Below are 15,993 nucleotides of genomic sequence, written 5' to 3'. Positions count from 1 at the left end.
AGAGTATGAACAATTCAACGACAGGTTTCGATTGCATCGTGATCGGTGCGGGCATTGCGGGCGCCTCTGTCGCCGCTGAACTGTCCAGCGACCGCCGGGTGCTGCTGCTGGAGCGCGAAAGCCAGCCGGGCTATCACACCACGGGCCGCTCTGCCGCGCTGTTTACGGTGACCTATGGACCTGAGGTGATCCGCGCCCTCTCTCGTGCCTCTGCCGCGTTCTTTCACGACCCTGCCAGCCCGCATCTGGCGCATCCGCTGCTGGAACCCCGCGGCGCGGTCTTCGTCGCGCGGCAGGACCAGCAAGCATCGCTTGCCCGCACTGCCGAGGAGTTGGGCCCCCATGTCACCCCGCTGAGCGGGGCCGAGGTGGCTACGCTCGTGCCGCTGCTGCGCAAAGGCTATGCCACCGGCGGGCTGCGGGACGCCTCGGCGGCGGATATCGACGTGAACGGGCTGCATCAGCATTACCTCAAGACCTTCCGCGCGGCGGGCGGCGTTTTGCAAACCAAGGCCGAGGTGCAGGCGCTTCGCAAAGAGGGTGACTGGCAGGTCGACACCAACCAAGGCACCTTCCACGCGCCGGTGATCGTCAATGCCGCAGGGGCTTGGGCGGATGAGATCGCCACGCTGGCCGGGTTAAAGCCTGCGGGCCTCACCCCGAAACGCCGCACCGCGCTGACGGTGGCCCCGCCCGTGGGCATGGTGCCGGACCGTTGGCCGATGGTGGTGGATATCGACGAGCAGTTCTACCTCAAGGCCGATGCGGGCAAGCTGCTGATTTCCCCTGCCGATGCGACCCCTTCGCCACCCTGCGACGCCCAGCCCGAGGAATTGGACATCGCGATCTGCATCGACCGGATCGAAACCGCCTTCGACCTTGAACGTCCGCGCATCGAAAGCCGCTGGGCCGGGCTGCGCAGCTTTTTGCCCGATGGCGATCCGGTGGCGGGCTATGATCCTGAAGGTGAGGGGTTCTTCTGGCTTGCTGGCCAAGGCGGCTATGGCATCCAGACCGCCCCGGCGCTCGCCCGCGCCGCGGCGGCATTGGTGCGGGGCGCGGAAATCCCCGGCGACATCGCCGCCGAGGGTGTTACTGAAGAAGCGCTTTCGCGGGACCGCGCCGGGCTGGTTTAACCGCCCAGACCCGCGTCCGCCTCAATCTGCTTGCGCGACTTGCGCGCGCGCTCGGTCGCCGACTTGAGCTGACCGCAAGCCGCCATGATGTCTTCGCCCCGCGGGGTGCGGATCGGCGAGGCATAGCCGGCCTGATAGATGATGTTGGCGAAGGCCCGGATGCGGTTGTTCGACGACCGCTCATAGGGCGAGCCGGGCCATTCGTTGAAGGGGATCAGGTTGATCTTGGCCGGAATGCCCTCGATCAGCTTGACCAGACGATGCGCATCCTCGTCGCTGTCGTTCACGTCCTTCAGCATCACGTACTCAAAAGTGATCCGCTCGGAATTGCTGACCTTGGGATAGGCTTTGAGCGCCTCCAGCAGCGCCTCAATGTTCCAACGCTTGTTGATCGGCACCAGCTTGTTGCGCACCTCGTCGGTGGTGGCGTGGAAGGACACGGCCAACTGGCAGCCGATCTCAGCGGCGGTGCGGTGAATCTCGGGCACGACGCCGGAAGTCGACAGCGTGATGCGGCGGCGCGACAGCTGGATGCCTTCGGGGTCCATCGCGATCTTCATCGCGTCCCGCACGTTTTCGAAATTATACAGCGGCTCACCCATGCCCATAAGCACGATATTGCTCAAAAGCCGGGTTTCATCCTTCGGCGCACCGATTTCAGGCCATTCGCCCAGATCGTCACGCGCCACCATAACCTGACCGATGATCTCCCCCGCTGTAAGGTTGCGGACCAGCTTCTGGGTGCCGGTGTGGCAGAAGGAGCAGGTGAGCGTGCAGCCCACTTGGCTAGAGACACAAAGCGTGCCGCGCCCCTCTTCGGGGATATAAACCACCTCGACCTCATGACCGCCCGCGATCCGGACGAGGTATTTGCGGGTGCCATCCTCGCTGACCGCACGGGTCACCACCTCGGGCACTTCGATCACGAATTTCTCAGCCAATTGAGCGCGGTAGCCCTTGGCGAGGTTGGTCATCGCGTCGAAATCCCGAACGCCCCACTGGTAGATCCACTGCCAAATCTGCCCCACACGCATCTTCGCTTGTTTCTCGGGCGTGCCATGGGCGATCAGCGCGTCGCGCATGGCGTCGCGGGTCAGGCCGACAAGGTTGATCGGCCCTTCGGGCAGCTTACGGGGAAGGGTCATCACGTCTTGGGTGATGGGCGCGGAAGCGGACATTTCAAAGACTCACTGGCTAGGGATGGGTCTCTATATAAGAAAAGGCGCGATTTGCAAAAGGGTTTGGCCGCCGAGGCCCTGAACCCGCGCTCAATAGGTCTTCTTGCTTGTCCGCAATTCCCCCGTCGCGAGAACCGGCGCGGCATCCAGACTGTCCACGTTCAACATCGCCGCCACACGCTCCAACGACGACACCAGCTGCGCCTGCTCCCAATCGGCGAGATCCGCAAAGGCCCGGACGTAGCGCTGTTGCAGCGCATCGGGGGCTTCTTCCAAGACATCCTCGCCTTGGGTGGTCAGGGTGATGTTGGTCTGGCGACGGTCCTGCGCCGAAGGCTGGCGCGAGACCAAGCTGCGCGCTACCAGCTTGTCGACCAAGGCGGTCACGGTGGCTTGGCTCACCCCCATCTGGTTGGCGAGGGTCTTGGCGGTCGGGTCTTTCTTCTCTCCCACGATCTGCAAGACGCGCAGTTGCGCAGGGGTCACCCCCGCGGCCTGCGCCAGATCGCGTGCATAGAGTTCGGTGGCCCGCAAAATGCGGCGCAAGGCGATCAGACTTTCGTCGACCCGGTCGGGATGTTTCTGCGTCATGGTGCATCATTGCACATTGGCGGCATTCTCAGCAATCGCTCAAAACCTGCCTGATCGCTTAGTATAGCTAAGCGAAGCCGCCTAATTTCGTTCGGAAAACGAAACAAATATGCACAGTTCTATGGCGCTTAAAGCACGCTATAAGCGCATTTTGAAGTAATTTGCTTTGATTGTTGAAGTATTACCGCGCATGACTTATTTAGCCTATCGAAACAATCAGGGAGCTACGAACGGATGCAGAATAAACTCGACATGAAAAAAGCCCGCACACCCAAGCTGCGCAAGCCCAATGCCGAGGACGGAGCCGCCATCTGGCGGTTGATTCGCGACTGTAAGCCGCTCGACGAAAACTCGCTCTATGCGAACCTGATCCAAGCCGACCACTTCCGCGACACCTGCGTGGTGGCCGAGTTGGACGGTGATATCGTGGGCTGGATCTCCGGCCACATGATCCCTGCCCAAGATGCTTTCTTTGTCTGGCAGGTCGCCGTCAGCCCCAAAGCCCGCGGCCTTGGTCTGGGGAAAACCATGCTGATGGAACTGGTGAACCGGGATGAGACCGAGGACGCCAAGACCCTCAAAACCACGATCACCCGGGACAACGACGCCTCTTGGGGGCTGTTCCGCAGCTTTGCGAACCACATCGGCGGCGATCTGTCCGATGCGCCCCACTTTACCAAAGACGCCCATTTCGAGGGCGCGCATGACACCGAACATATGGTGACGATCACGCTGCCCGAGGCCGCCGCGCTGAAACGCGCCGCGTAAACCGCAGCTGACAATTCACACGATAGACTCTCTAGAAGAGAAAGGAATTCTTATGCCTAAGGACATGGCACAGAACACGACCATCTTTACCCGCCGCGAGAGCGAAGCCCGCTCCTACTGCCGCGGTATGAACGCCGTTTTCACCCGCGCCAGCGGCTCGGAAATGTTCGATGGCGAAGGCAACCGCTACATCGACTTCCTCGCCGGCTGCTCCTCGCTAAACTACGGGCATAATGACCCGGACATGAAGCAGGCGCTGGTGGAGCATATCACCGCGGATGGCATCGCCCACGGCCTCGACTTTCATAGCGAGACTAAGGCGGCCTTCCTCGAAGCCTATGAGGAGAAAATCCTCAAGCCGCGCGGCATGGACTATAAGGTCATGATGACCGGCCCGACCGGCACCAACGCCGTTGAAGCCGCGATCAAGCTGGCGCGCAAGGTAACAGGCCGCACCAACGTGATCTCCTTCACCAACGGTTTTCACGGCATGACCATGGGCGCGCTGGCGCTGACTGGCAACAAAGGCAAGCGCGGCGGTGCGGGCGGCGGCTCGCTGGCCGACGTCACCCATATGCCTTTCGAAGGCGCATTGGGCGAAAACGTGGACACGCTTGAGATGATCGACGCGATGCTGTCGAACCCCTCGTCGGGCATCGACGCGCCCGCGGCCTTTATCTTTGAGCCGATCCAAGGCGAAGGCGGGTTGAACGCGGCCTCCGACGCATGGATGCAGGGCATCGAAAAGATCGCCCGCAAGCATGGCGCGCTGCTGATCGTTGACGACATTCAGGCGGGCTGTGGCCGTTCGGGGAGCTTCTTTTCGTTTGAGGCATCCGGCATCAAGCCTGACATGATCACCCAAGCGAAATCGCTTTCCGGCTTTGGCCTGCCCTTCGCAGCCCTGCTGATCGCGCCGGAGCATGACATCTGGAAGCCCGCCGAGCACAACGGCACCTTCCGCGGCAACACCCATGCCTTCGTCACCGCCCGCGTCGCGATTGAGAAGTTCTGGTCCGATGACACCTTCGAAAAGTCGCTGGCCGAGAAGGCCGTGCTGCTGACCACCGCGCTTAAGGATGTGGCAGATCTGGTCGACGGCGCCACACTGAAAGGCCGCGGCCTGATGCAGGGCGTCGATGTCGGCTCGGGCGAACTGGCCGGTGCGATCTGCGCGCGCGCCTATGAATTGGGCCTCGTGATCGAAACATCGGGCGCGAACGACGAGATCGTAAAATATCTTGCCCCGCTCACCACGCCGGAGAAGGTTATGCGCGAAGGCTTTGATATCCTTCTTCAAGCGACCCGCGATGTGACGGGCAATATGAAACTGGCAGCGGAGTAATACCGATGATTGTACGCGATTTTAACAAACTTCAGGGCACAGACCGTCACGTGGCGGATGCGAAATGGACCTCCACACGGATGCTTCTGGCCGATGACGGGATGGGGTTTTCCTTCCACATCACCGTGCTTGAGGCCGGGTCGGAACACACGTTCCACTACAAGCATCACTTCGAGAGCGTCTATTGCATGAAGGGCAAAGGCTCGATCACCGATCTTGCCACCGGCGAGACGCATGAGATCACCCCCGGCGTGATGTACGCCCTGAACCTGAACGACAAACACACCCTGCGCGCAGAGGAAGAACTGCACATGGCGTGCTGCTTCAACCCGCCGGTCACCGGCAACGAAGTGCACCGCGAAGATGGTTCCTATGCGCCTGCCGAGGAGGTCGCTTAAGTTTTATGACTCAACCGTCCCACACTGTCGAAAAAATCGGCGGGACGTCCATGTCCCGCGTGAACCAACTCAAAGATACGCTCTTTGTCGGTGACCGTAAGGGCGCGGACATCTATGGGCGCGTCTTCGTGGTCTCCGCCTTTGGCGGGATCACGAACCTGTTGCTGGAACACAAGAAATCCGGCGAGCCGGGCGTTTACGCCCATCTGGCCAATGCCAGCAACGATCACGGCTGGCACGAGGCGCTGACCCGCGTCTCGGCCGAGATGCAGCGCGTGCACCGCGAAGTGCTGGAGCATCCCGGCGACATCGAACAGGCGGACGCCTTTGTGTCCGAGCGCACCCATGGTGCCCGCAACTGCCTGATCGACCTGCAACGCCTTTGCGCCTATGGCCACTTCCGCCTGTCGGAGCACATGTTGCAAATTCGCGAGCTACTGTCCGGTCTGGGCGAGGCGCATTCCGCATTCGTCACCACAATCCTGCTGCAACGCGCTGGCGTAAACGCCCGTTTCGTCGACCTCTCGGGGTGGCGTGACGAGGGCAACGTGACCCTCGACGAGCGCATCGCGCAGGCGATGGAGGGCATCGACCCTCATACGGAAATGCCCATCGTGACAGGCTATGCGCAATGCGCCGAAGGTCTGATGCGCGAATTCGACCGCGGCTATTCCGAGGTGACCTTCTCTAAGCTCGCCGCCCTCACCGGCGCGCGCGAAGCGATCATTCACAAGGAATTCCACCTGTCGTCCTGCGACCCGAAACTGGTCGGCGAGCATGCCGTCAAGAAAATTGGCCGCACCAATTACGACGTGGCGGATCAGTTGTCGAACATGGGGATGGAGGCGATCCACCCCAAGGCGGCCAAGACCCTGCGTCAGGCCGATGTGCCGCTGCGCGTGACCAACGCCTTTGAGCCCGAAGACCCAGGCACGCTGATCGACGACCGTCAGGCCGAGGCGCCCGCGGTGGAGATCGTGACCGGTCTCGACATCGTTACGCTCGAGCTGTTCGAGCAGGACATGGTCGGCGTCAAAGGCTATGACACCGCGATCCTCGACGTACTGACGCGGCACAACGTGCGGATCGTCTCGAAGGTCTCGAACGCCAATACGATCACGCATTATCTGGACGCTTCGCTGAAGACGATGCGCCGGGTGGAGAAGGATCTGGCCGAGATTTACCCCACCGCCGAGATCACCACTCGCACGCTGTCCATGGCCTCGGTCATCGGGCGCGATCTGAACGGCTTGTCGGTGTTGCAACGGGGCCTTGTGGCCATCGCCGAGGCTGGCGAGACGGCGATCGGCGCGAGCCAAGGGCCACGCAACGTGGACGTGCAGTTCATCGTCGAGCGGGAGAGCCTGCAACCGGTGATCAAGGCGCTGCACGGTGCGTTTATCGAGGAAGAGGTCGCGGCGCCGTTGTCGCGCGCGGCCTGACATCGGAATATACGACGTATCCTTAGCCGCGGCTCCCGAAAGGAAGCCGCGGCTTTTCGTGCGAGGGCCATCGCCTGCCCGCGGGTCGGCGAACCAACATATTTTCGATACCACTTTATGCCTCAACCATGATGTGCGCACGCGAAGTCACGCACAGCCTCACCAAATCGCCTACCCGGTCGCACCGAAGGTGCGCCCAGCATGGTCTGGCACGCCTCTGGCGTGACGGGCGGGCAGGCGATGGCCCGGCGCCTGCGGCTTGTCCCGGGCCCGGGTGGCACGTTCGCCCCAAACAAAAACGGCCCCGCAATCGCGAGGCCGTCCCAAACTCTCAAATCGCAGAGGCTCACCCCCCGCAGCGCTTCTCCGCATCTTCAACCGCAGCGGTGAAGCCCAGAAGCGAGAAGGTGTCCTTGGTCTGCGTCCCGCGCGAAGACTTACCGACCAGCGTCGCATCCGCACCGCGTTTCATCGCGGCGATGATCTTGGCGTCATCCGCTGTTGTCGCGGGCCACGCCCATTCGCCTTCGGTGAACAGCTCATAGGTATTGCCCGAAATGCTCATCGTCACGGTCGAGCCCGAGGCGAAAGGATAGCCGCCGGTGAAAGCAACCTGACCCTTGGCCTCTGCCGAAGGGCGGTAGAATACCATCAGCAATGTCTGGCCCCGGTTCACCGCCACCACACGCCCATCGCGCGTGTTGACCACTTCCTTCGGCGTCGAGACGCCCCAGCATTCCGTCGGGTTATCTTCTACAAAGACGCTCCAGTCGGTCTTGGCAGCCACCCGGTTGGTGCTCTGCTCCTGCGCCACTGCGCCGCTCGCCACAAGGGCGAGCGCCCCAAGTGCAAGACCACATGTCTTCATAATTCCCATCTGTCCAGCCTCCAGCCGTCCTTGACCTCAACACGTCCACAGACCCCAACCGGGCAACCTCGGGCGGGTTGCTCTCTTGCGGGTGTCTGTTATCTGTTCGACACCAACCACAATAACGGCAAACGCGCGACCGACGAAACCCTGATTGGCAGGTTTTCGCCCAGAAACAGGATGAACCTCATGACCAAAGCAGCCCCATTTGCGGAAATCTGGCGCGGACCCTTTCTGGAAAGCGTGCATTCCGGTCACGCCGTGATCTGCGACGCCAGCGGCCAGATCGTCGAGGCTTGGGGCGACCCGGAAAAGGTCATTCTGCCGCGCTCGTCTTCCAAGATGATCCAAGCGCTGCCGCTGATCAATTCCGGCGCGGCGGACAAGGCGGGGCTGAGCACCGAGCAACTGGCGCTAGCCTGCGCCTCGCACCAAGGGGCCGCCATCCACACCGACCGGGTGGGCGTCTGGCTCGACACGCTGGGTCTGGACGACGACACCTTTCGCTGCGGCCCGCAGGAGCCCGCCGACCGCGACGCCATGGAGGGGCTGATCCGCGCCCATGAGAAACCCTGCCAAATCCACAACAATTGCTCTGGCAAACACGCAGGTTTCCTGACGCTGAACCAACATCTGGGCGGCGGGGCGGATTACGAAAAGCCAGAGCACGCGGTGCAAAAAGCCTGCCTTGAAGCTTTCGAGACGGTCACTCAAGAAACCTCCCCCGGCTATGGGATCGACGGCTGCTCGGCCCCGAATTACGCCTGCACCCTGCACGGCATGGCCCGCGCCATGGCCCATTTCGCCGCCGCCCCCGAAGGCTCTGCCGAGGCGCGCCTGCACGAGGCCATGCGCCTGCACCCCGAACTCGTCGCGGGCGAAGGTCGCGCCTGCACGGAACTGATGCGGGCGATGGATGGCAAGGTCGCGTTGAAAACCGGAGCCGAAGGGTTCTTCATCGCCATCTGGCCCGAGCGTAAGCTGGGCATCGCATTGAAAGCCGCCTGCGGCACCACCCGCGCCGCCGAATGCGCGATCACCGCACTGATGGTCAAACTGGGGGCGCTGGACGCCAACCACCCTGCCGCGCTCAAGCGGATGAACGCGCCGATCAAGAACTGGCGCGGGCTTGAAACCGGTGTGCTGAAACCAGCGGCGGGGCTGCTTTAAGCCACTCGCGCTGCCGCCTTGCTCAAAAGAAGCGGCAGCGCCACGCGGGCAGGCTCAGCCCGCAAATTCGCTACGCGCATAGCCCTGCACGAACAGCAGCGCGGTCAGATCGCCAAAGTTGATGCGGATGTCACATTCCGCCGCGACAGAAGGCTTTGCATGTAGCGCCACGCCCATGCCCGCGCGCCCCAACATGCCCAGATCATTGGCCCCGTCACCCACGGCGATGACCTGATCTTCGGTGATGCCCAGCTTTGCCGTGATCTCTTCCAGCGCGGTGACCTTGGCCTCACGCCCGAGGATCGGAAGCCCCACATCGCCCGTCAGCGCGGCCTGTTCAACCAGCAGCGTATTGGCGCGATTCTCATCAAAGCCCAGCATCTCGGCCACTTTGGCTGTGAAGGCGGTGAACCCGCCCGAGACCAGAGCGGCATAGCCGCCGTTGGCCTTCATCGTGCCCACCAAGGCACCGCCGCCGGGCATCAGGGTGATCCGCTCGGCCAAGACCTTGTCGATCACGCTGGATTCCAAACCTTTCAGCAGGCCGACACGTTCGCGCAGGGCGCCGTCGAAATCCAACTCACCGTTCATGGCGCGGGCGGTGATCTCTTTCACGCGCTCCCCGACGCCTGCTTCATCGGCCAATTCGTCGATACATTCTTGCTGGATCATCGTGCTGTCCATATCGGCCAGCAGCATCTTCTTGCGGCGGCCCTCTGTCGGCACGATCACCAGATCGACCCCCATAGACTGGCAGCTTTCCCAGACATCCCAACGGTTTTCCGGCATCTGGGTCAACGAGAACTCCGCCGCCTCATCCGGGGCCAGCCAAAGCGCGTCGCCCCCGCCCCAAGCATTGCGCAGGCTTTCCACCAGCGCGGGGTCGAGGCTGGGGTTGGTGGGGGAGATCAACAAGATTGCCGTGAACATAAGTTTCCGATCCGCATCATTCGCGCCGCGCAAAGCGACATGACCGGCGTCCTAGCGTCATTTTGCGACTTGCGCCAGCCCGGCCTCCCCGCGTATCCCGGCAAGTGGGACACCCTTCCCCAACGAAGGGCGATTATCTGAGAGGGTAGCATCAATGGCTATGAACCAACAGGCACCGCGCCCGGAAGCGAAACCTGTTGCCGTACCGGCAAACCCGCGTTTCTCCTCCGGCCCCTGCGCCAAAATCCCCACATTCGACCTGACCAAGCTTGGCGATGCTCCGCTGGGCCGCAGCCACCGTGCCGCGCCCGGCAAGGCCAAGCTTGCAGAGGCGATCGAGACCACCCGCGAAGTGCTCGGCGTGCCCGCCGACTACCGCATCGGCATCGTGCCCGCCTCCGACACTGGCGCTTTCGAGATGGCCATGTGGTCGCTTTTGGGCGAACGCCCGGCCGAGATGGTCGCTTGGGAAAGCTTTGGCGCGGGCTGGGTCACCGACGTGGTCAAGCAACTGAAGATCGAGGCGCAGGTCCACACCGCTGAGTATGGCGAGATCGTCGACATGGCCGCGCTGAACTATGACAACGACGTCTGCTTTACCTGGAACGGCACGACCTCGGGCGTGCGCGTACCCACCGGCGACGTGATCCCGGCGGACCGCGCGGGGCTCACGCTCTGCGACGCGACCTCCGCCGCCTTCGCGCAGGACCTGCCGTGGGACAAGCTCGATGTGACGACCTTCTCTTGGCAGAAAGTGCTGGGCGGCGAAGCGGCGCATGGCATGCTGATCCTCAGCCCGCGTGCTGTCGAGCGGCTGGAGAATTACACCCCCGCATGGCCGCTGCCCAAGATCTTCCGCCTGACCAAGGGCGGCAAGCTGAACGAGGGCATCTTCCGCGGCGAGACGATCAACACGCCATCGATGCTCTGCGTCGAGGATTACCTGCTGGCGCTGGACTGGGCCAAATCCGTGGGCGGCCTGAAAGGCCTAATCGCGCGGGCCGATGCCAACACCAAGGCCGTGGCCGATTTCGTCGAGGCGCATGACTGGATCGACTTCCTCGCGACCGATCCCGCGACACGCTCCAACACCTCGGTCTGCTTGAAGTTCACCGACGGCCGCATCGAAGACGGCGCCGCCTTTGCCAAGGCCGTGGCCAAGCGGCTGGCGGATGAGGGCGCAGCGCTGGACATCGGCGCCTACCGCGATGCCCCTCCGGGCCTGCGCATCTGGTGCGGCGGCACGGTCGAGACGGCGGACATCGAGGCGATGCTGCCGTGGCTTGCATGGGCTTTTGAAGCCGAAATCAACGCGTGACGCGATGGTGCGCGAGGATCGCGCACCCTACTCCCCCCTCTCGTCGGCTGCGCGTCTCTGCGCACCGCTGACCCCGTTTATGAAGGACCAGACAAATGGCCCCCAAAGTACTCATCTCCGACAAACTCTCCGAAGCTGCCGTTCAGATCTTCCGCGACCGCGGCATCGACGTGGATTTCCAGCCCGATCTGGGCAAGGACAAAGACAAGCTGGCCGAGATCATCGGCAACTATGACGGCCTCGCCATTCGCTCGGCCACCAAAGTGACGGAAAAGATCCTCGCCAATGCGCCGAACCTCAAGGTGATTGGCCGCGCGGGCATCGGCACCGACAACATCGACAAGGAAGCCGCCTCGAAACAGGGGGTGATCGTGATGAACACGCCCTTCGGCAACATGATCACCACCGCCGAACATGCCATCGCGATGATGTTCGCCGTGGCGCGGCAGATCCCCGAGGCAAGCGCCTCCACCCATGCGGGCAAATGGGAGAAGTCCAAGTTCATGGGGGTCGAGCTGACCGGCAAGACCCTTGGCGTGATCGGTGCGGGCAACATCGGCGGCATCGTCTGCGACCGCGCGCGCGGGCTGAAGATGAAGGTCGTGGCCTATGACCCCTTCCTGGGCGAGGAAAAGGCTGAGAAGATGGGCGTGGAGAAGGTCGAGCTTGATGAGCTGCTGACCCGTGCCGACTTCATCACCCTGCACGTCCCCTTCACCGAGCAGACGGCGAACATCCTGAGCCGTGAGAACCTCGAAAAAACCAAGCCCGGCGTGCGCATCATCAACTGCGCCCGCGGCGGTCTGGTGGACGAGGAAGCGCTGGCCGACCTACTGAAGTCGGGCCATGTGGCGGGCGCGGGGTTTGACGTCTTCGCCGAGGAACCGGCCAAGGAAAACCCGCTCTTCAACCTGCCCAACGTGGTCTGCACCCCGCACCTCGGCGCCGCGACCACCGAAGCGCAGGAAAACGTGGCCCTGCAAGTGGCCGAACAGATGTCCGACTACCTGCTGACCGGCGCCGTGACCAACGCGCTCAACATGCCCTCGGTCACAGCCGAAGAAGCCAAGGTCATGGGGCCGTGGGTCAAGCTCGCTGGCCACCTCGGGGCCTTCATCGGCCAGATGACAGATGAGCCGATCAAGGCGATCAACATCCTCTACGACGGTTCGGTCGCCAAGATGAACCTCAAGGCGCTGAACTGCGGCGTCGTGGCGGGCATCATGAAGCGGGCCAACCCGGACGTGAACATGGTCTCCGCCCCCGTGGTCGCCCGCGAGAAAGGCATCCAGATTAGCACCACCAACCAGGACAAGTCCGGCGTCTTCGACGGCTACGTCAAGGTGACCGTGGTGACCGAGAAGCGCGAGCGCTCCATCGCGGGCACCGTCTTCTCGGACGGCAAACCGCGCTTCATCCAGATCAAGGGCATCACCATCGACGCCGAGATCGGGGAGCACATGCTCTACACCACCAACGAAGACGTGCCGGGCATCATCGGCACGCTGGGCCAGACCATGGGCGAGAACGGCGTGAACATCGCCAACTTCACCCTTGGCCGCCACACCGCCAAGGGCGAGGCGATTGCCCTGCTCTATGTCGACGATCAGGTGCCCGAGACGGTGATCGGCAAGCTGCGCGACACCGGCATGTTCCGGCAAATCAAGCCGCTGCAATTCGACGTGGCCTAAGGCCCGCACGACCTGCACAATCTGGAAGCGCCCCCTCGTGGGGCGCTTTTGCTTTTGGGGGCATTGTCGGGCCTAAGCCTTCCCTTCTCCGCCGCTTTGCGGCATCACGAGGGGGTGCAGAAGGACAGGAACGATCATGCCCAGCCCCATCTATGCCATCGGAGACATCCACGGTTACGCCGCCGAGCTTGAGCGCGTTTTGACCCTGATCGAAGAAGACGGCGGGCCGGAGGCGCAGATCGTCTTTCTGGGCGATTACACCGACCGCGGCCCCGACAGCAAAGCGGTGATCGAGCGGCTGGCCCAAGGCAAGGCCGAGGGCCGCAATTGGACCTTTCTGATGGGCAATCACGACCGCATGTTCCGCTGGTTCATGGAGGATTTCCCCCGCCACGATCCGCTGCTGCTGGTTGAGCTTAACTGGCTGAACCCGCGTTTGGGCGGCGACACGACGCTGGGGTCCTACGGCGTGTCGGTCAGCGGGCGCGACCGGATGTCAGAGGTGCATGAGAAAGCCCGCGCAGCGGTGCCGCAGAGTCATGTGGATTTCCTCAAGTCTCTCGCCCTGTCACATCAAACGCCCGACCTCTTTTTTGCTCATGCGGGCATCCGCCCCGAGGTGCCGCTGGATGATCAGCGCGAGAATGATCTGCTGTGGATCCGCAAAGAGTTTCACCAATACACCGCGCCCCACCCCAAGCTGATCGTCCACGGCCACACGCCGGTCGACAGCGCCATGCACTATGGCAATCGGGTGAACCTCGACACCGGGGCGGGCTATGGCAAACCGCTCTGCGCAGCGGTGTTCGAAGGGGAGGACGTTTGGGTCCTCACGCAACAGGGGCGCAATCGCCTGCGCCCCTGAGCGGTTCAGGTCCAGTCCAGCACCACCTTGCCTGACCGCCCCGATCTCATCGCGGCGAAGCCCTGCTCGAAGTCATCCACCCCGAAGCGGTGGGTGATGATGGCGGAGACATCCAGCCCGTTTTCCAGCATGGCGATCATCTTGTACCAGGTCTCGAAAATTTCGCGGCCATAGACGCCCTTGATGGTGATCGCCTTAAAGACGATGCGGCTCCAGTCCACCGGCGACTTGCCCGGCGGGATGCCCAGCATGGCGATCCGCCCGCCCATGGTCATCGCCTCCACCATCTGGTCCAGCGCCTGCTGGTTGCCCGACATTTCGAGCCCGACATCGAAGCCCTGTTTCATCTTCAGCCGCGGGATCACATCGGCCAAATCCTCCTTGGCGACGTTTACCGGCACCACGTCGGCGACCTTTTCCGCCAGCGCCAGACGGTCGGGGTTCACATCCGTGATCACCACATGCCGCGCGCCGACGTGCCGCGCCACCGCGGCGGCCATGATGCCGATCGGCCCCGCGCCGGTGATCAGCACGTCCTCGCCCACCAGATCAAAGCTCAGCGCCGTGTGCACCGCATTGCCCAGAGGATCGAGGATCGCGCCGATGTCGTCGGAAATCTCGTCCGGCAGCAGCACCACGTTGAAAGCGGGCAGCTTGAGATACTGGGCAAAGGCCCCCTGTTCGTTTACCCCGATGCCCCGCGTCGCGGGATCGAGGTGGAACTTGCCCGCCCGGCTCTGCCGCGACTGCTTGCCGATCAAATGCCCCTCGCCCGAGCAGCGCTGGCCGATCTCCAGCCCTTCGACGTTGCGGCCCAGCTCCACGATCTCGCCGGCGAATTCATGGCCGGTGATCAGCCCTACCGGCACGGTCCCGGCGGCCCAGGCGTCCCAGTTCCAGATATGGATATCGGTGCCGCAGATCCCGGTCTTGTTGATCTTAATTAGCACGTCCTCGGGGCCGATCTCGGGCACCGGCGCATGGGTCATCCACAGCCCCTCGCGGGGGTGCAGCTTGGCCAGCGCCTTCATTTCGTTCGTGGCCATCAGATCACCCCGCAGGCCTTGCCGGCCGTCTCAAAGGCTTTCAGCGCGCGGTCGAGCTGTTCGCGGGTCAGCGCCGCGTTCATCTGGGTGCGGATGCGCGCCTGACCGCGCGGCACCACCGGGAAGAAGAAGCCCGAGACATAGACGCCTTCCTCAAAGAGCTTCGCCGCCATGTCCTGCGCCAGCTGCGCTTCGCCCAGCATGACCGGCACGATGGGATGTTCGCCGGGCAGCAGGTCGAAACCCAGGTTCTCCAGCCCCGCGCGCCAGTATTCGGTGTTCTCGAAAAGGCGCGCGCGCAGGTCGTCGCCTTCCTCGACCAGGTCCAGCGCGCGGATGCCGGCGCGCACGATCGACGAGGGCAGCGAGTTCGAGAATAGATAGGGCCGCGCGCGCTGGCGCAGCAGGTCGATCACCGGCTGCGGCCCGGCGATATAGCCGCCGATGGCCCCGCCGAGCGCCTTGCCCAGCGTGCCCGTCACAATGTCCACCTTGACCCCGTGATGCGCCGGGGTGCCCGCGCCCTTTGGCCCCATGAAGCCGGTGGAATGGCAATCGTCGACCATCACCAGCGCCTCGTATTTCTCGGCCAGCGCCACAATCTCTGGCAGTTTCGCCAGATAGCCGTCCATCGAGAAGACCCCGTCGGTGGCGATCATGATGAAGCGCGCGCCATCCTCGCGGCCCTGTTTCAGCTTGGCCTCCAGATCCGCCATGTCGCTGTTGGCGTAGCGGTAGCGTTTGGCTTTGCAGAGCCGGATGCCGTCGATGATCGAGGCATGGTTCAGCGCGTCCGAGATCACCGCGTCCTCCGGCCCCAGCAGCGGCTCGAAGAGCCCGCCGTTGGCGTCGAAACAGGCGGCGAAGAGGATCGAATCGTCATGACCCAGGAAGCTGGCCAGCTTCTGCTCCAACTCGCGGTGGATGTCCTGCGTGCCGCAGATGAAACGGACCGAGGCCATGCCAAAGCCCTTCTCGTCCATCGCTTCCTTGGCGGCGGCAATGAGCTCGGGGTGATCGGCGAGGCCGAGGTAGTTGTTGGCGCAGAGGTTGATGACCTCGCGGTCGCCCACCGCTATTTCGCCGCCCTGCGGGGTGGTGATGAGCCGCTCGCGCTTCATCATGCCCTCGGCGTCGATCTCGGACAGGGTGTCGGTGACATGGGACAGAAACGTTTGGGTCATGAGGCTCTCCTTTTCAGGAGGCGTCTACCATAGCGGAGGCGATTCCGAAATAGAGGATTTCCG

Annotated in this window: 15 protein-coding genes; 9 read left to right on the top strand and 6 right to left on the bottom strand. The window is 63.0% G+C overall.

Features of this window, described 5'->3' with window-relative positions:
• The first annotated feature begins 5 nt into the window (after nucleotides 1-5).
• On the top strand, nucleotides 6-1,136 hold the full coding sequence (locus ACGYLO_RS02300; RefSeq protein WP_271688564.1) for an FAD-binding oxidoreductase: 1,131 nt from the start codon (nucleotides 6-8) through the stop codon (nucleotides 1,134-1,136).
• On the opposite strand, the gene rlmN is transcribed toward ACGYLO_RS02300, so the two are convergent.
• Together rlmN and ACGYLO_RS02290 are read right to left on the bottom strand one after the other, a co-directional pair.
• A complete protein-coding gene (rlmN, locus tag ACGYLO_RS02295) occupies nucleotides 1,133-2,314 on the bottom strand; it encodes a 23S rRNA (adenine(2503)-C(2))-methyltransferase RlmN (protein WP_271688565.1) in 1,182 nt (393 codons plus the stop codon). The genes ACGYLO_RS02300 and rlmN overlap by 4 nt on opposite strands.
• 90 nt (nucleotides 2,315-2,404) lie before the next feature.
• Nucleotides 2,405-2,905: a MarR family winged helix-turn-helix transcriptional regulator gene (locus ACGYLO_RS02290; RefSeq protein WP_271688566.1), complete on the bottom strand. Its 501-nt coding sequence runs from the start codon at nucleotides 2,903-2,905 to the stop codon at nucleotides 2,405-2,407.
• Nucleotides 2,906-3,139: 234 nt separating this feature from the next.
• Between ACGYLO_RS02290 and ectA the strand changes: the two genes are divergently transcribed.
• From ectA to ACGYLO_RS02270, 4 genes are read left to right on the top strand one after another with little or no spacing between them, the layout of a single operon-like run.
• On the top strand, nucleotides 3,140-3,673 hold the full coding sequence (gene ectA / locus ACGYLO_RS02285; protein WP_067261582.1) for a diaminobutyrate acetyltransferase: 534 nt from the start codon (nucleotides 3,140-3,142) through the stop codon (nucleotides 3,671-3,673).
• A 52-nt stretch (nucleotides 3,674-3,725) separates the two neighbouring features.
• Nucleotides 3,726-5,018 (top strand): diaminobutyrate--2-oxoglutarate transaminase, encoded by a 1,293-nt coding sequence (gene ectB / locus ACGYLO_RS02280; RefSeq protein ID WP_276154347.1) that lies wholly within the window; start codon nucleotides 3,726-3,728, stop codon nucleotides 5,016-5,018.
• A 5-nt stretch (nucleotides 5,019-5,023) separates the two neighbouring features.
• Nucleotides 5,024-5,416, top strand: coding sequence for an ectoine synthase (locus tag ACGYLO_RS02275; RefSeq protein WP_067261585.1), 393 nt, complete (start codon nucleotides 5,024-5,026; stop codon nucleotides 5,414-5,416).
• A gap of 5 nt (nucleotides 5,417-5,421) precedes the next feature.
• Nucleotides 5,422-6,858, top strand: a complete 1,437-nt coding sequence (locus ACGYLO_RS02270; protein WP_067261587.1) for an aspartate kinase — start codon at nucleotides 5,422-5,424, stop codon at nucleotides 6,856-6,858.
• Nucleotides 6,859-7,204: 346 nt separating this feature from the next.
• On the opposite strand, the gene ACGYLO_RS02265 is transcribed toward ACGYLO_RS02270, so the two are convergent.
• Nucleotides 7,205-7,726 (bottom strand): invasion associated locus B family protein, encoded by a 522-nt coding sequence (locus tag ACGYLO_RS02265; protein WP_231886279.1) that lies wholly within the window; start codon nucleotides 7,724-7,726, stop codon nucleotides 7,205-7,207.
• Nucleotides 7,727-7,915: 189 nt separating this feature from the next.
• On the opposite strand from ACGYLO_RS02265, the gene ACGYLO_RS02260 reads away from it, so the two are divergent.
• The gene (locus ACGYLO_RS02260) at nucleotides 7,916-8,896 is read left to right on the top strand and encodes an asparaginase (protein WP_394376344.1); all 981 of its coding nucleotides are present in this window, start codon (nucleotides 7,916-7,918) and stop codon (nucleotides 8,894-8,896) included.
• A 54-nt stretch (nucleotides 8,897-8,950) separates the two neighbouring features.
• Here ACGYLO_RS02260 and serB read toward each other — a convergent pair whose 3' ends face one another.
• Entirely contained in the window at nucleotides 8,951-9,826 is an 876-nt protein-coding gene (serB, locus tag ACGYLO_RS02255; protein ID WP_271688569.1) for a phosphoserine phosphatase SerB, read from the bottom strand.
• A gap of 154 nt (nucleotides 9,827-9,980) precedes the next feature.
• On the opposite strand from serB, the gene ACGYLO_RS02250 reads away from it, so the two are divergent.
• The 3 genes from ACGYLO_RS02250 (at nucleotide 9,981) to ACGYLO_RS02240 (ending at nucleotide 13,700) form a co-directional block, all read left to right on the top strand.
• Nucleotides 9,981-11,144, top strand: a complete 1,164-nt coding sequence (locus ACGYLO_RS02250) for a phosphoserine transaminase (protein WP_394376343.1) — start codon at nucleotides 9,981-9,983, stop codon at nucleotides 11,142-11,144.
• 95 nt (nucleotides 11,145-11,239) lie between these two features.
• Nucleotides 11,240-12,835, top strand: coding sequence for a phosphoglycerate dehydrogenase (gene serA / locus ACGYLO_RS02245; protein WP_067263789.1), 1,596 nt, complete (start codon nucleotides 11,240-11,242; stop codon nucleotides 12,833-12,835).
• Between the two features lie 136 nt (nucleotides 12,836-12,971).
• Complete coding sequence (locus ACGYLO_RS02240; protein WP_271688571.1) at nucleotides 12,972-13,700, top strand: metallophosphoesterase family protein; 729 nt, start codon at nucleotides 12,972-12,974, stop codon at nucleotides 13,698-13,700.
• A gap of 5 nt (nucleotides 13,701-13,705) precedes the next feature.
• On the opposite strand, the gene tdh is transcribed toward ACGYLO_RS02240, so the two are convergent.
• On the bottom strand, nucleotides 13,706-14,746 hold the full coding sequence (tdh, locus tag ACGYLO_RS02235; RefSeq protein ID WP_271688572.1) for an L-threonine 3-dehydrogenase: 1,041 nt from the start codon (nucleotides 14,744-14,746) through the stop codon (nucleotides 13,706-13,708).
• On the bottom strand, nucleotides 14,746-15,930 hold the full coding sequence (locus tag ACGYLO_RS02230; RefSeq protein WP_271688573.1) for a glycine C-acetyltransferase: 1,185 nt from the start codon (nucleotides 15,928-15,930) through the stop codon (nucleotides 14,746-14,748). The genes tdh and ACGYLO_RS02230 overlap by 1 nt, the downstream gene beginning before the upstream one ends.
• Nucleotides 15,931-15,993 lie beyond the last annotated feature (63 nt).

This window comes from Sulfitobacter sp. 1A13353 (assembly GCF_043557255.1).
GTDB classification, from domain to species: domain Bacteria; phylum Pseudomonadota; class Alphaproteobacteria; order Rhodobacterales; family Rhodobacteraceae; genus Sulfitobacter; species Sulfitobacter faviae.
This window is presented reverse-complemented; position numbering and strand designations above follow the sequence as displayed.

Excerpts from the sequence above, each read along its gene's own strand:
- ACGYLO_RS02300 (WP_271688564.1), top strand. The coding sequence starts at position 6 with ATGAACAATTCAACGACAGGTTTCGATTGCATCGTGATCGGTGCGGGC.
- rlmN (WP_271688565.1), bottom strand. The coding sequence starts at position 2,314 with ATGTCCGCTTCCGCGCCCATCACCCAAGACGTGATGACCCTTCCCCGT.
- ACGYLO_RS02290 (WP_271688566.1), bottom strand. The coding sequence starts at position 2,905 with ATGACGCAGAAACATCCCGACCGGGTCGACGAAAGTCTGATCGCCTTG.
- ectA (WP_067261582.1), top strand. The coding sequence starts at position 3,140 with ATGCAGAATAAACTCGACATGAAAAAAGCCCGCACACCCAAGCTGCGC.
- ectB (WP_276154347.1), top strand. The coding sequence starts at position 3,726 with ATGCCTAAGGACATGGCACAGAACACGACCATCTTTACCCGCCGCGAG.
- ACGYLO_RS02275 (WP_067261585.1), top strand. The coding sequence starts at position 5,024 with ATGATTGTACGCGATTTTAACAAACTTCAGGGCACAGACCGTCACGTG.
- ACGYLO_RS02270 (WP_067261587.1), top strand. The coding sequence starts at position 5,422 with ATGACTCAACCGTCCCACACTGTCGAAAAAATCGGCGGGACGTCCATG.
- ACGYLO_RS02265 (WP_231886279.1), bottom strand. The coding sequence starts at position 7,726 with ATGAAGACATGTGGTCTTGCACTTGGGGCGCTCGCCCTTGTGGCGAGC.
- ACGYLO_RS02260 (WP_394376344.1), top strand. The coding sequence starts at position 7,916 with ATGACCAAAGCAGCCCCATTTGCGGAAATCTGGCGCGGACCCTTTCTG.
- serB (WP_271688569.1), bottom strand. The coding sequence starts at position 9,826 with ATGTTCACGGCAATCTTGTTGATCTCCCCCACCAACCCCAGCCTCGAC.
- ACGYLO_RS02250 (WP_394376343.1), top strand. The coding sequence starts at position 9,981 with ATGGCTATGAACCAACAGGCACCGCGCCCGGAAGCGAAACCTGTTGCC.
- serA (WP_067263789.1), top strand. The coding sequence starts at position 11,240 with ATGGCCCCCAAAGTACTCATCTCCGACAAACTCTCCGAAGCTGCCGTT.
- ACGYLO_RS02240 (WP_271688571.1), top strand. The coding sequence starts at position 12,972 with ATGCCCAGCCCCATCTATGCCATCGGAGACATCCACGGTTACGCCGCC.
- tdh (WP_271688572.1), bottom strand. The coding sequence starts at position 14,746 with ATGGCCACGAACGAAATGAAGGCGCTGGCCAAGCTGCACCCCCGCGAG.
- ACGYLO_RS02230 (WP_271688573.1), bottom strand. The coding sequence starts at position 15,930 with ATGACCCAAACGTTTCTGTCCCATGTCACCGACACCCTGTCCGAGATC.